Source organism: Micromonospora sp. AMSO12t (assembly GCF_008806585.1).
In the GTDB taxonomy this organism is placed as follows: Bacteria; Actinomycetota; Actinomycetes; order Mycobacteriales; family Micromonosporaceae; genus Micromonospora; species Micromonospora reichwaldensis.
Genome location: NZ_WAAS01000184.1, coordinates 1 through 13,120, shown reverse-complemented (window position 1 = coordinate 13,120; position 13,120 = coordinate 1). Strand labels below are relative to the sequence as shown.

Genomic DNA, 13,120 nt, shown 5'->3' with positions numbered 1-13,120 from the left:
CCCGTCAGAGGAGCTGGAGTTCCAGGGTGTCCAGGGCGGCGGGGACCGTGTCGGTCACGGTGAGCAGGCCCAGGCCGGCGGGCTTGAGGAAGGTCTGGTCGGCCAGCGCGCCCAGCCAGTCGAGCACCGGGCGGTAGAAGCCGTCGGTGTCGACCAGCACCATCGGCTTGGCGTGCAGGGCCAGGGTGGCGGTCGTCCAGACCTCGAACAGCTCGTCGAGGGTGCCGAGCCCGCCCGGCAGGGTGAGGAACGCGTCCGACTTGTCGATCATGAGGGTCTTGCGGCTGGCCATCGAGTCGGTGACGAGCAACTCGTCCGACGCCAGGTCGGCAACCTCCAGGTCGACCAGCGACTGCGGGATCACCCCGACCGTCCGGCCGCCGGCGGCCCGCGCCCCGTCGGCCAGCGCGCCCATCATGCCGACGCACCCGCCGCCGCTGACGAGGGTGTGCCCGCGCCGGGCGATCTCCGCGCCCGTCTCGGCCGCGAGGTCCAGCCAGCGCTGGTCGAGGGTACGGGAGGAGGCGCAGAACACGCAGATCGCCGCCATGTCAGCGCTTCCGGTTCTCGTCGCCCGCCTCGGCGGCGGCCTGCTGGTCGGCGGCGGTGACGGCGACGGCCTCCTCGCGGACCGCCTCCTGCTCGACGTTGAGGGCGGCCTCGGCCTCCACGATGTGCCGGACCGCCGCGTCGACGTCGTCGGTCACGCAGATCAGCTCCAGGTCGACGGGGCCGATCTTGCCGTCGGCGGCCATCGTGTCGCGCAGCCAGTCGAGCAGGCCGCTCCAGTAGTCGGCGCCCATCAGCACCACGGGGAACCGGGTCACCTTGCCGGTCTGCACCAGGGTGAGCGCCTCGAAGAGCTCGTCCATGGTGCCGAACCCGCCGGGCAGCACGACGAACGCCTGGGCGTACTTGACGAACATGGTCTTGCGGGCGAAGAAGTAGCGGAAGTCGATGGCCAGGTCGACCCAGTCGTTGAGCCCCTGTTCGAAGGGGAGCTCGATGCCGAGGCCGACCGACAGCCCACCGGCCTCGCTGGCGCCCCGGTTGGCCGCCTCCATCACGCCCGGCCCGCCGCCGGTGATCACCGCGTAGCCGGCCCGGGCCAGGGCAGCGCCCAGCGCCTCGGCCAGCTGGCACTCGGGGCTATCCGGGTGGCTGCGGGCGGAACCGAACACGCTGACCGCCGAGGGCAGGTCGGCGAGGGTGTCGAAGCCCTCGACGAACTCGGAGAGGATGCGCAGCGCCCGCCAGGCGTCCTTGGTCTTCCAGTCCTCACGCCCCCGCGAATCGAGCAGGCGCTGGTCGGCGGTGCTGCCCGTCATCGCCTGCCGCCGCAGCGTCACGGCCCCCCGGTGCCGTTCCTGTCCCGGCTCGCGGCCGGCCTCCCGCCCGTTGCTCTGACCCATGGGAGCAACCGTAGTGGAGCCGCACCCGCCAGGTGCGCGCACCGTGAGCCGGGCCGCCGCAGGTGACGGGCGAGGCGACAAACGACGCCACCCCCGGGCGCCGGAGGACGCGGCCCCGGCGGCGGACGGCACGGCCCCCGGCGACGGACGACGCGACCTCGGCGGCGGCCTCGGGCGACGGGCGGAGACGGGCCGGGCGACGATCGGAAATATTTTTCCGGATCTTGGGCAACTAATTCGGTCGCACGGGCGTCTTACTATTCACATACCGGGTATGCCCCGGCGCGCGCCTTCGGGGGAGGAGTCAGCGTGATCAGCAACAGCGAGATGATCCGGATCCGGCGGCAGATGCAGCGCCGCATCCGCGACGTGGTGGCCGAGCGCCGCCGCGCCCGCCTGATGGAACCGTCCACCGACCAGGGCGGCCAGACCGACGCCCGGCCCTCCGCCGACGCGTCCACCACCGTCTGACCGCACCGACGACACCGTGCACGGAAGGTCCGCGTCGTCCGACGCGGACCTTCCGTCCATCCGGGGCACGCCCCGCGCGGGGAGCTTCAGGAAGAGGCGAGCCAGCGGCGCAGGGTGACGGCGCCCTCCCGGATCTTGCTGATCTCCACGTGCTCGTCGGGGTGGTGGGCCAGGTTGGGGTCGCCGGGGCCGAAGTTCAGCGCCGGGATGCCCATCGCGGCGAACCGGGCCACGTCCGTCCAGCCCAGCTTGCCAATCGGCGCGGCACCGACCGCGGCGAGGAACTCCTTGGCGGGTGCCGCCTCCAGCCCGGGCGGGGCGCCGGCGGCCGAATCCGTGACCCGCACGTCGAAGCCGGCGAAGACCTCGCGCAGGTGCGCCTCGGCCTCGGCCGGGGTCCGGTCCGGCGCGAACCGGTAGTTGACCTCGACCTCGCACCGGTCGGGCACCACGTTGCCGGCCACGCCGCCGTGGATGCGGACCGCGTTCATGCCCTCCCGGTAGTCGCAGCCGTCGATGGTCACCCGCCGCGCCTCGTAGTTGGTCAGCCGGTCGAGCACCTCGCCGGCCGCGTGGATCGCGTTCACCCCGTGCCAGGAACGGGCCGAGTGGGCGCGTACGCCGGTGGTGGTGACGACCCCGCGCATGGTGCCCTGGCACCCCGCCTCGACGATGCCGTGCGTCGGCTCCAGCAGCAGCGCGAAGTCGGCCTCCAGCCACTCCGGGTACGCGTCGGCGACCAGGAAGAGGCCGTTGTACTTCGACTCGATCTCCTCGGCCTCGTAGAAGAAGTACGTCACGTCGTAGCGCGGGTCCGGCAGGCTCACCGCCAGGTTCAGCGCGAACGCCACCCCGGACTTCATGTCCGAGGTGCCGCAGCCGTACATCAGGTCGCCGCGCGTGGTCGACGGGAAGTTGTTGTTCAGCGGCACCGTGTCCAGGTGACCGGCGAGCACCACCCGCTGGTCACGGCCCAGGTCCGTCCGCGCCATCACCGTGTTGCCGTGCCGGTACGTGGTCAGGTGCGGTACGCCCCTCAGCACCTCCTCCACGCAGTCGGCGATCGCCTTCTCGTTGAGGGACACGGACTCCATGTCGACCAGCGCGCGGGTCAGCGCCACCGGATCGGCCAGGACCTCGGGGGTCAGCGGGTTCTCCATGGTTCGCACGGTACCGTCAGATCCGGCGAGCGCGTGGAGCGAGCGTTCCGGGGCGGCCCGCGCGGGACGCGGGGCGCGGAGGGCTCGCCGGCCCGCAGCACGAACGAGAGGTGAATCAGTGACGTCCGAATCCGCCTGGGGCATCGGCCTGGCCACCGTTACCGCTGACGACCAGGTGCTCGACACCTGGTATCCGACGGGCAAGCTGGGCCTCGGCGAGCTGCCGCTGGTCGCCGGCGAGGACGAGGCGGACGTGCTGGACCTGCCCCCGGGGGCGGTCGGCGACCGGGCGCTGCCCGGGCTGCGTACCGTCCAGGTGGTCACCGTGATCGGCTCGCTGGACGAGCCGATCAAGGACGCCGCCGACGCGTACCTTCGGCTGCACCTGCTCTCCCACCGCCTGGTGCGACCCAACGAGCTCAACCTCGACGGCATCTTCGGCAAGCTGGCGAACGTGGCCTGGACCTCCGCCGGGCCGTGCCCCCCGGAGCGGGTCGACGAGCTGCGGGTCATCGAGCGGGCCGCCGGCCGCCACCTGGCCGTGTACGGGGTGGACAAGTTCCCCCGGATGACCGACTACGTGGTGCCGTCGGGCGTGCGGATCGCCGACGCCGACCGGGTGCGCCTCGGCGCGCACCTGGCGGCCGGCACCACCGTCATGCACGAGGGCTTCGTCAACTTCAACGCCGGCACCCTGGGCACCTCGATGGTCGAGGGCCGGATCGTGCAGGGCGTGGTGGTCGGCGACGGCTCCGACATCGGCGGCGGCGCCTCGATCATGGGCACCCTCTCCGGCGGCGGCACCGACCGGGTCCGCATCGGCGAGCGCAGCCTGGTCGGCGCGAACGCCGGCGTGGGCATCTCGCTCGGCGACGACTGCGTGGTGGAGGCCGGCTGCTACATCACCGCCGCCTCCAAGATCACCCTGCCGGACGGCCGGGTGGTCAAGGCCCGCGAGCTGTCCGGGGTGGACAACCTGCTGTTCTGGCGCAACTCGGTGACCGGTGCGCTGGAGGCGAAGCAGCGCAGCGGCAGGGGCATCGAGCTGAACGCCGCGCTGCACGCCAACGACTGACGGTCGCCCCGCCGGGCCCGCGGTCGGCCGCGGACCCGGCGGGGGTACGCCTCAGCGCAGGCGGTACGCCTGGATGACGCGTTGGGTGACCGTGTTGCCGGCGGTGTCCCGGGCGGTGGCCCGCAGCGAGACGTGTCCGGTGCCGGCCGGGTGCCGCACGGTGGCCGTCCAGCCGTCCCCGCCGCCACGGATCCGGGCCCGCTGCCAGGTCTTCCCGCCGTCGTAGGAAACGTCGACGGTCAGCGCGGCGACCCGGGCCGAGGGCGCGCCCGGCTGCCGCTGCACCGTCACCGGGATCACGAAGCTCCGGCCCGCCGGGGCGGCGTTGTCCCGGTCCAGTCGGGGCGTGAACCGGATCGCCGACGCCGGCAGCACGGCCGGGTCGTCCCCGGCGACGTGCCGGGACCGGAACGTCCAGGTGGCCGACACCTCGGTCGAGAGGTCGGTGAAGCTCCGCTTCGACGACGTCTCCAGCCGGTAGTCGGCCGCGCCCGGCGGCACGTCGAACCCGCCGTACGCCGGCTCCTCGTTCTCCCCTACCAGCGTCCCGTTGCGGTAGAGGGCGGTGCGGGCGGTGTCGGCGACCGAGCCGCCGGCGTGCCCCTCGGCGTCACTGTGCAGCGGCAGGCCCACCTCGATGCGGTCGCCCCGGCGGACGATCCCCGCCTCCGGGAACGACGGCCCGTACGGCGCGCTGTTCCAGCTCTCCCGGTAGTGCCGCCCGGCGCGCAGGCTCCGCTCCTCGGAGAACAGGATCGCCTTGGTGTCGAGCCAGCCGTCGTCGGTCGGCACCCCGAAGTCCAGCTCGGAGGACCAGCGCACGCCCCGGGTGTTGTAGTGCTCGACCCGTTGCCCGGGAGTGGCGGTGCGCAGGCCGACCGCCCAGCCGCCGAGGTCAGGTTCCCGGTGCGGGAAGACCAGGCGCATCGCGGCCAGGCCGGGGCTGCCGCCGTTGAATCGGTGGGTGACGGTGGCCAGGTCGCTCGCCCGGTAGTGCCGGACGAAGCCGGTCGGCATCCGGCCCGGCACGGCCTCGTTGAGGGCGTAGAGGTAGGGGCTGCTCGCTGCCTTCAGGTCGGCCCACTGGCCGCTGACCGAGGCGACGAACCGCTGCGCGGACACCGGCTTCCCGAGCCCTGCGGTGAAGAGACCGTCGAAGTCGGAGTCCAGCAGGCCGAAGGTGTAGCTGCCGTTCTCGGCGAGGAAGCCGGCCTCGGTGACGGCGAGCGCCGGGGTGGCCGAGCGCTGCGGGACGCTCATCCTGACCGGCTTGCCCCGTCGGGCGTCGAGGGTGATCCGCGTGTCCCCGCCGACCACCAGCTCCGGCTGGACGAGCTGGGTGGCCCCGGTGAGCTCGTCGCCGTCCACGTCGAACACGTAACTGACCAGCCCGTACCGGCCCTTGGGGACCCGCAGCTCGGCGGTGCCGTCCGGGTCGTACAGGTCGTACGGGTGCAGCTCGTTTAGGGAGACCAGCGTGGTGCTGTGCTCGCCGGAGAGCGCGCCGGCGCGGTTCAGGTGCCGGGCGGTCACCGTGTAGCTCTCCACCTCCCGGTGCACCGCCAGCGGGATGCCCGCCGGGAAGTTGTCGCCGCGGACCACGATCCGGCCGGTGTAGTGGCCGTCCGGGCCGTCGACACGGGTGTTGGCGGTGACGGTGGTGCTCGCCGTGCCGCCGGCCGGCACGCTGAGCCGGGTCGCGCCGAGAGTGAACATGCCGGCCGGGGCCGGCCTGCCGTCCGGGCCGGTCGCCTCGACGGCCAACTCCAGGTCGGTCGCGGTCCCGCTGTCGTTGCGCCAGGTCACCGTGCGGGTGACCGGGGCGTCGTCGCCGTGCGGCCAGAGCGTCCGCCCGAACGACACGCTCGGCGGGTCGTTGGTCAGCGACTGCCAGGTCGCCTTGGCCAGGTCGACCCGCCCGGCTCCCTGCTCGTATGCGGTCAGCTCGGGATTCGGCTTCGCCGAGGACATCAGGAGTGCCTTGATCTCGCCGGCCTTCGAGCCGGGCCGCATCTGGGCCATCAGCGCCGCCGCGCCGCTGACGTGCGGGGCCGCCATCGAGGTGCCCGACATCGCCACGTACCCGGTCCCGGCCGGGTCGCCGATCACTCCGTCCCGGCTGCGCGCCGCCACGATCCCCACCCCCGGGGCGGTGATGTCCGGCTTCAGCGCGTCGTCACCGGTGCGGGGACCACGGCTGGAGAAGTCGGCGAGGCTGTCGTCCCGGTCGACGGCGCCCACCGAGAGGGCGGCGTCGGCCGTGCTGGGGGAACTGACCGGCGCGAACCGGCCGGAGTTGCCGGCGCTGATCACGAACAGGGCGCCGGTCTGCGCGGTGAGCGTGTTGACGGCCGCCTCCAGCGGGTCGACCTCCGGGGTGTCGAAGCCGCCGAGACTGAGGTTGATCACGTGGGCCCGCTGCTCGACCGCGGCCCACTGCATGCCGGCGAGGATCGCCGATTCCGGGCAGCCGTACGTCTCGCAGACCTTGCCGTCGAGAAGGGTCGCGTCCGGGGCCACGCCCTGCATCCGGCCGCCGGAGGCGGCGCCGCTGCCGGCGATGGTCGAGGCGACGTGGGTGCCGTGCCCGACGACGTCGCCCGGCGCGGACTCCTCGGTGAAGTTGCGCGTCTGCGCCACCCGGCCGGCCAGGTCCGGGTGCGTGGCGTCGATCCCGGTGTCCAGCACGGCGACCCGGATGCCCCGGCCGGTCCAGCCGTTCCGGTGCGCCTCCGGTGCGCCGATCTGCGGCACGCTGCGGTCGAGCGTGAGCTGCCGCCGGCCGTCGAGCCAGATCCGGTCGGCACCCCCTGCCGCGCCGACCCTCGCACCGGCGGCGGTGACCGCCGCCCAGACCTCGGCGGCCCGCCGCTTGCTCGCCGTGGCGGCGAGCCCGCCGGCGGCGGGCAGCTCACGGGTGACCGTCACCCCGGCGGGCACGGCGGAGCGCCGGGCCGCGCCGGCACTGCCGGTGATCAGCAGGGGCAGGTCGTCGCGCCGGGCGTCGTCGTAGCCGGCGGCGACCAGTTCGGTGACGTCGAACAGCCGCCGGTCGATCCGCCCGTCCCGGATGGGCGCCACGGCGTCCTCGGGTACGACGGAGACGTGCCCCCGCTCCCGTCGGGTCAGGAAGCGGACGTCCTCGCGCCCGGGTGCGGGTCGCACACTGGCCCGGGTCCCGCTGACGGTGACCCGGTCGCCGGTGAGCAGGGTGACGGTGACCGGGCGGCTGGCGTCACCCACCCGGGACGGCGGGGTCGCGTCGGGACGGACGGTCGGTTGGGCGGGCTTCTGGGCGACGGCCATGCCGGGGGTGCCGAGCACCATGCCGAGCACCAGACCGAGACCGACCAGTTTTCTTCTTCGCTGCAACGGATCCTCCTCGTCGGGCGTTACTACCTGTAGGGAGAGACGCATTGACAGTCATCAGAGTTGCATACCGAGTATGCAAAGTGAAGACACAAAGATGACGGAGCAGCCAACGAACAGGACCGATCCTCGGAGATGATCGACCGGTGACATCCATGAAGGAACGCATGCTGGCCGGCGAGCCGTACATCGCCGACGATCCGGAGATCGCCGCCGACCTGGACCGGGCCACGCGCCTGATGGAAGCCTTCAACACCAGTCCGGCCGCCGACCCCGAGGCCCGGCTCGCGGCCCTGCGCGCCCTGCTCGGCGAGGTCGGCGAGGGGACCTACGTCCGACCGCCGCTCTACGTCGACTACGGCTGGCAGGTCCGGATCGGGCCGCGCAGCTTCGTCAACTTCAACGCGGTCCTCCTCGACGTCGCCCCGATCACCATCGGCGCCGACGTCCAGATCGGACCGAACGTGCAGCTGCTCACCCCCACCCATCCCGTCGAACCTGGGCCCCGCCGCGACAAGTGGGAGGGGGCCAAGCCGATCACCATCGGCGACAACGTCTGGCTCGGCGGTGGGGCCATCGTGCTCGCCGGCGTCACCGTCGGGGAGAACACGGTCGTCGGCGCAGGCGCCGTGGTGACGAAGGACCTGCCGGCGAACGTGGTCGCCGTGGGCAACCCGGCCCGCGTCGTACGCCAGCTCGACTGACAGCGTCAGTCCGCCGGACAGCCTCCCGAGGGCCGACCCGTCAGAGCGGCGGCGGCTCGGCGAGCCGGACGACCAGGTCGGCGCGGTGCGCGGTGCCGGCCACCAGGGCGGCGTTGGCCTCGTCGCTGCCCGTCGCCCACGCCCGGGCCTGCTCCGCCGACCGCCCGTACGACTCGTGCCGGGCGGTCAGCCGGCGCAGCCGCAGCTCGGCGTCCAGGTCGAGGAACCACGCCTCGTGCAGCAGCGGCCGCACCTCGTCCCAGGGCGTCCCGGTCAGCAGCAGGTAGTTGCCCTCGGTGACCACCAGCCGCACCGACGGCGGCACCTCGATCGAGCCGGCCACCGGCTCCTCCAGGTCCCGGCGGAACGCCGGCGCGTAGACCGCCGTCGGTTCCAGCCGGTGCAGGCGACGCAGCAGCGAGACGTAGCCGTTGGCGTCGAAGGTGTCGACGGCGCCCTTGCGCTCCGCGCGGCCCAACCGGCACAGCTCGGCCTGCGCGAGGTGGAAGCCGTCCATCGGCACCAGCCGGGCGGTGGGGCCGACCGCCTCGACGATCTGCTCCGCCAGCGTCGACTTGCCCGCGCCGGGCGCCCCGGCGATGCCGAGCAGCTGCCGCGGGCCGGCCCCGGCGAGGGCCCGCGCCCGCGCCACCAGCTCGTCGGTGCCGACGACCCGGGCGCCGGCCATCAGCCGAGTACCGGCTCGCTGATCGCGAACCGCGCCTGCACCGCGGCGTGCACGGTCTGCGGCTGCGGGTCGAGTTCCAGCTCCGGCGGGCCGCTCTCCGCGCCGTCGCCCATCGCGTACGCCATCCGGCTCATCATCGGCTGCTCCGCCGCGCCCGCGTCGGCCAGCTCGATCAGGGCGGTCACGCGGGCGCCGAGGGCCTCCGCGTACTCGCGGGCACGCAGCAGGGCGTCGGCGAGCGCGGCGTGCCGGGCCTCACGGTGGGCCGGGCTGTCCGGCCGCAGCGACCACCACGGCCCGGCCACCTCGATCTGGTCCTGGTCGGCGAGGCGCAGCATCAGCTCGCCGAGCGCGGTGAAGTCGCTGACCGTCACGGTGGTGGTCACGCTGCCGCTGTACGCCACCACCCGCTCGCCGGAGCGCCGGGTCTCCGGCCTGACCTGGAGCTCGCCGGTCTCCCGCCGGTCGATGCCGGGGCCCTCGCCGTCGAGCAGCACCCGGACGGCGGCGGCCCGTTCGGCCAGCCGTGTCAGGGTGGCCTCGCGGTCCCGGTCGCGCGCCCTGGCCGTCACCGCGAACCGGGCGATCTCCGGAGCCACCTCCCGGTACGCCTCGCCGCGCACCGCCACCACCGGCCCGTCCACCATGCCCTCACCCTAACCGCGCGCCCGCCGGCCCGCCCGCCGTCCGACCGCACGTCGACCGGGGTGCGGTCGGCGGCCCGGTGCGCACGCCCCGGCCGGTCCGGATCAGGCCGAGTGGGCCGTCGCCGGGAGGTGGCCCGTGTAGGCGACCCGGTCGCCGTCGACCCGGCACTCGGTGAGGTAACCGCCGGCGGCCCCCAGCTCCAGCAGGAACTCCATTTCGGCGCGGTGGTCGCCGTCGGCGGGGAACTCCTGCCCGTGGGCGAGCAGGTCACGGTCGAACAGGACGGTACGCAGGTCCCGCGCCCCCTCGAAGTGACCGACCAGGGCGTCGATGTCCTGGTCGCGCAACGCGGCGGCGAGCCCGTCGAGAAACGCGGCGACCTGGCCGAGCTGTCGCACCACCTGCTCGCGGTTGTCGAAGAGCATGTCGGCCGTACGCCGGGCCGGGGTGCCGGCGACCCGGGTGCCGTCCCGGAAGCTGCCCGCGGCGAGGCCCAGCACGGCGTCCCGGAGGTCCGACTTCGCCACCGCGCCGGCGAGGCTGCCGGCGAGCAGGTGGGGGATGTGCGACGAGAGCGCCACCACCGAGTCGTGCACCGCCGGCGACATCGGCACCACCCGGGCGGCGAAGACGTCCACGATGAGGTTGGACAGCATCCGGAACGGCCGGATCCCCTCGGCCGCCGGGCAGAGCACCCACGCGGCCCCCTCGAACAGCGCCGGCACGGCGGCGGCGAGCCCGGAGCGTTCGGTGCCCGCCATCGGATGGCCCGGTACGAACCGGTCGGTCAACCCGTTGGCCGTGGCGAAGGCGGCCACCGCGCCCTTCGTGCTGCCCACGTCGGTGAGGACGCAGCCGTCCCCGGCGTGCTTCGCGACGGTGAGCAGGGTCTCCGGCAGGCTCGGCAGGGGGCCGCAGAGGAACACGACGTCACGGTCGCGGACGGCCCCGCCCAGGTCGTCGGGGAAGGTGATCCCGCGTTCGCGCCCGGCCGCCCGGGTGGCCCGGTCCGGGTCCCAGCCGGCGACGTCCAGCCCCGCCTCGTGCAGCCGGAGCAGGACCGAACCGCCGATGAGGCCGGTGCCCACCACGGCGACCCGGGGTCGCCCTCGCGAACTCTCCACCATCACGCGCCTCGGCGGTCGCTCAGGCGCGCAGCCGGCCGGCGACCGCCGCCACGTGCTCGTCGGACTCGGTCAGCGCCACCCGGACGTGCTGCCGGCCGCCCGGGCCGTAGAAGACGCCCGCAGCCGCGAGGATGCCCCGCCGGGCCAGCCAGTCGATCGTCTCCCAGCAGTCCTCGCCCCGGGTCAGCCAGAGGTAGAGCCCGGCCTCGGAGTGCTCGACGGTGAAGCCGGCGTCGGTGAACGCGGCGTGCAGGATGTCCCGCCGGGCCCGGTAGCGTTCCCGCTGCTCGTCGGCGTGCCGCTCGTCGCGCAGCGCGGCCACCATCGCCGCCTGCACCGGCGCCGGCACGATCATCCCGGCGTGCTTGCGGACCTTGAGCAGCTCCGCCACCAGTGCCGGGTCGCCCGCCACGAATCCCGCCCGGTAGCCGGCCAGGTTGGACCGCTTGGAGAGCGAGTGCACGGCCAGCACCCCGTCGTACGACCCGCCGCAGACCTCGGGTGAGAGCACCGAGACGGGCTCGGCGGCCCAGCCCAACGGCAGGTAGCACTCGTCGCTGGCGACCACCGCGCCGCGCTCCCGGGCCCAGTCGACCACCTTGCGCAGGTGGGCCGCCGGCAGCACCCGGCCGGTCGGGTTGCCCGGCGAGTTGACCCAGACCAGGCGCACCCGGGAGGTGGGACCGACGGCGGTCAGCGAGTCGGCGCGCACGACGGTGGCGCCGGCGAGCCGGACCCCGTCCTCGTACGTCGGGTAGGCGATCGAGGGCACCACGACGACGTCGCCGGGACCGATCCCGAGCAGGGTCGGCAGCCAGGCGACGAGTTCCTTGGAGCCGATCGTCGGCAGCACGCCGAGGCCGTCGACGCCAGCGCCGCAGGCCCGGGCCACCCAGGCCGCGATCGTCTCGCGCAGCACAGGCGTGCCAGCGGTCAGCGGGTAGCCCGGCGCGTTGGACGCGTCGGCCAGCGCCCGCCGGATCACCTCGGGCACCGGGTCGACCGGCGTACCCATGGAGAGGTTGATCAGGCCCTCAGGATGCGCCGCGGCCAGTGTGGCCGCGGCGTCCAGGGTGTCCCAGGTGAACTCCGGCAGCCGTGACGAGACCGGCGCGGGCCGGTTCAGTGGCCCTCGCCGCGCGGCGGCTGCGCGGCGACGAAGGTCGCGTCCTTCTCCACCTTGCCGATCTTCGAGGCGCCGCCGGGCGAGCCCAGCTCCTCGAAGAACTCGTAGTTGGCGCCGGTGTAGTCCTTCCACTGCTCCGGAACGTCGTCCTCGTAGAAGATCGCCTCGACCGGGCAGACCGGCTCACAGGCCCCACAGTCGACGCACTCGTCGGGGTGGATGTAGAGCATCCGGTTGCCCTCGTAAATGCAGTCGACCGGGCATTCCTCGATGCAAGCCTTGTCGAGCACATCCACGCACGGCTCGGCGATGATGTAGGTCACCGGTCTTCTCCTCCGCAAGACACGCCGCGATCACCCGCGACGGTTAGAGCCTAGTATCTCGCCGGGGAGGGGGTCGATCGTGCTCCGACAGCAGGATGTGGGACACCGGATCGTGGTTCGCCGAATCGTGGGGATTCGCGAGGGTCGGCCGCTCTTCTCGGACGCCCTCGGCGAGCTGGTCGAGCTGAGCGAAACCCATCTCACACTCGCCACCGCGCAGGGCCGGCTCCGGATCCCCGTGGCCGAGGTGCACCGGGCCAAGCGGGTGCCGCCGGCCCGTCGCCCCACCGCGGCGGCCGTGGTCGAGCTGGAACTGGCCGCCGACGAGGCGTGGCCCGCCGCCGTGCGGGGACGGCTCGGCGACTGGCGGCTGCGCGCGGCCGACGGCTGGACCGGTCGGGCCAACTCGGCGCTGCCCGTGGGCGACCCGGACCGGCCCCTGCCCGCCGCGCTCGACGCGGTGGAGCGCTGGTACGCCGACCTCGGTCAACCGCCGATGGTCAACACCCCGCTGCCGCTCGCCGCCCCGGTGGGCGCGGAGCTGGACGCCCGGGGCTGGGTCGGCAGGCCGCCCGTGCTGGTACAGACCGTGCCGCTGGCGGGGCTGCCGCCGGCCGCGCCGGAGCCCGCCGGAGCGCCGCCGGTCGAGCTGACCGCCGAGCCGTCGGACGACTGGCTCGCCGTCGCCGCCGGCCGCAAGGGCGGCCTGCCGGACGCCGCCCGGCACGTGCTCACCGCCGTGGACCAGGTCCGCTTCGCCCACGTGTACGCCGACGGCACGCTGCTCGCCATCGGCCGGGGCACGGTCACCGGGCAGGGCCGCTGGCTCGGACTCAGCCTCGTCGAGGTGCTGCCCGAGGCCAGGCGACAGGGTCTGGCCGGCCGGATCATCCGCGCGCTGGCCGACTGGGGCGCCGCGACGGGCGCCTCGCGCGCCTTCCTCCAGGTCGAGCAGCGCAACACCCCGGCGGTGACCCTCTACCGCACCCTGGGCTTCACCACCCACCACACCTACCT

At 73.9% G+C, this 13,120-nt stretch carries 13 protein-coding genes; 4 read left to right on the top strand and 9 right to left on the bottom strand.

Annotated features, from left to right (window positions below):
* Window positions 1-4: 4 nt before the first annotated feature.
* Both F6X68_RS23000 and F6X68_RS22995 read right to left on the bottom strand, forming a co-directional pair.
* Window positions 5-550, bottom strand: coding sequence for a TIGR00730 family Rossman fold protein (locus F6X68_RS23000; RefSeq protein ID WP_132231057.1), 546 nt, complete (start codon window positions 548-550; stop codon window positions 5-7).
* A 1-nt stretch (window position 551) separates the two neighbouring features.
* Window positions 552-1,412, bottom strand: coding sequence for a TIGR00730 family Rossman fold protein (locus tag F6X68_RS22995; RefSeq protein WP_151456227.1), 861 nt, complete (start codon window positions 1,410-1,412; stop codon window positions 552-554).
* A gap of 309 nt (window positions 1,413-1,721) precedes the next feature.
* On the opposite strand from F6X68_RS22995, the gene F6X68_RS33630 reads away from it, so the two are divergent.
* Window positions 1,722-1,883 (top strand): hypothetical protein, encoded by a 162-nt coding sequence (locus F6X68_RS33630; RefSeq protein ID WP_192581507.1) that lies wholly within the window; start codon window positions 1,722-1,724, stop codon window positions 1,881-1,883.
* 86 nt (window positions 1,884-1,969) lie between these two features.
* Here the strand turns inward: F6X68_RS33630 and dapE are convergent, their stop codons facing one another.
* On the bottom strand, window positions 1,970-3,043 hold the full coding sequence (gene dapE / locus F6X68_RS22990) for a succinyl-diaminopimelate desuccinylase (RefSeq protein ID WP_151456226.1): 1,074 nt from the start codon (window positions 3,041-3,043) through the stop codon (window positions 1,970-1,972).
* Between the two features lie 118 nt (window positions 3,044-3,161).
* On the opposite strand from dapE, the gene dapD reads away from it, so the two are divergent.
* Window positions 3,162-4,118: a 2,3,4,5-tetrahydropyridine-2,6-dicarboxylate N-succinyltransferase gene (dapD, locus tag F6X68_RS22985; RefSeq protein WP_151456225.1), complete on the top strand. Its 957-nt coding sequence runs from the start codon at window positions 3,162-3,164 to the stop codon at window positions 4,116-4,118.
* A 51-nt stretch (window positions 4,119-4,169) separates the two neighbouring features.
* Here the strand turns inward: dapD and F6X68_RS22980 are convergent, their stop codons facing one another.
* Window positions 4,170-7,535, bottom strand: coding sequence for a S8 family serine peptidase (locus tag F6X68_RS22980; protein ID WP_225852376.1), 3,366 nt, complete (start codon window positions 7,533-7,535; stop codon window positions 4,170-4,172).
* Window positions 7,536-7,633: 98 nt separating this feature from the next.
* Between F6X68_RS22980 and F6X68_RS22975 the strand changes: the two genes are divergently transcribed.
* Window positions 7,634-8,191, top strand: coding sequence for a sugar O-acetyltransferase (locus tag F6X68_RS22975; protein WP_151456224.1), 558 nt, complete (start codon window positions 7,634-7,636; stop codon window positions 8,189-8,191).
* A 40-nt stretch (window positions 8,192-8,231) separates the two neighbouring features.
* On the opposite strand, the gene F6X68_RS22970 is transcribed toward F6X68_RS22975, so the two are convergent.
* The 5 genes from F6X68_RS22970 to fdxA form a co-directional block, all read right to left on the bottom strand.
* Window positions 8,232-8,879 carry a nucleoside/nucleotide kinase family protein gene (locus F6X68_RS22970; protein WP_151456223.1) on the bottom strand — a complete coding sequence of 216 codons (648 nt, stop codon included), beginning with the start codon at window positions 8,877-8,879 and terminating at the stop codon, window positions 8,232-8,234.
* The gene (locus F6X68_RS22965) at window positions 8,879-9,526 is read right to left on the bottom strand and encodes an SIMPL domain-containing protein (protein WP_121399738.1); all 648 of its coding nucleotides are present in this window, start codon (window positions 9,524-9,526) and stop codon (window positions 8,879-8,881) included. The genes F6X68_RS22970 and F6X68_RS22965 overlap by 1 nt, the downstream gene beginning before the upstream one ends.
* Before the next feature lie 102 nt (window positions 9,527-9,628).
* On the bottom strand, window positions 9,629-10,654 hold the full coding sequence (locus F6X68_RS22960) for a prephenate dehydrogenase/arogenate dehydrogenase family protein (protein ID WP_151456222.1): 1,026 nt from the start codon (window positions 10,652-10,654) through the stop codon (window positions 9,629-9,631).
* 19 nt (window positions 10,655-10,673) lie between these two features.
* Window positions 10,674-11,780, bottom strand: coding sequence for a succinyldiaminopimelate transaminase (dapC, locus tag F6X68_RS22955; RefSeq protein ID WP_305069296.1), 1,107 nt, complete (start codon window positions 11,778-11,780; stop codon window positions 10,674-10,676).
* Window positions 11,777-12,103, bottom strand: coding sequence for a ferredoxin (gene fdxA / locus F6X68_RS22950; protein ID WP_091422126.1), 327 nt, complete (start codon window positions 12,101-12,103; stop codon window positions 11,777-11,779). The genes dapC and fdxA overlap by 4 nt, the downstream gene beginning before the upstream one ends.
* Before the next feature lie 79 nt (window positions 12,104-12,182).
* Between fdxA and F6X68_RS22945 the strand changes: the two genes are divergently transcribed.
* Window positions 12,183-13,120 (top strand): N-acetyltransferase (locus F6X68_RS22945; protein WP_151456220.1); only part of this gene is annotated, 938 nt, incomplete at its 3' end.

Coding starts and splice junctions, on each gene's coding strand:
- F6X68_RS22995 (WP_151456227.1), bottom strand. CDS start 1,412: ATGGGTCAGAGCAACGGGCGGGAGGCCGGCCGCGAGCCGGGACAGGAA.
- dapE (WP_151456226.1), bottom strand. CDS start 3,043: ATGGAGAACCCGCTGACCCCCGAGGTCCTGGCCGATCCGGTGGCGCTG.
- F6X68_RS22970 (WP_151456223.1), bottom strand. CDS start 8,879: ATGGCCGGCGCCCGGGTCGTCGGCACCGACGAGCTGGTGGCGCGGGCG.
- F6X68_RS23000 (WP_132231057.1), bottom strand. CDS start 550: ATGGCGGCGATCTGCGTGTTCTGCGCCTCCTCCCGTACCCTCGACCAG.
- F6X68_RS22965 (WP_121399738.1), bottom strand. CDS start 9,526: ATGGTGGACGGGCCGGTGGTGGCGGTGCGCGGCGAGGCGTACCGGGAG.
- F6X68_RS22960 (WP_151456222.1), bottom strand. CDS start 10,654: ATGGTGGAGAGTTCGCGAGGGCGACCCCGGGTCGCCGTGGTGGGCACC.
- F6X68_RS22980 (WP_225852376.1), bottom strand. CDS start 7,535: ATGCGTCTCTCCCTACAGGTAGTAACGCCCGACGAGGAGGATCCGTTG.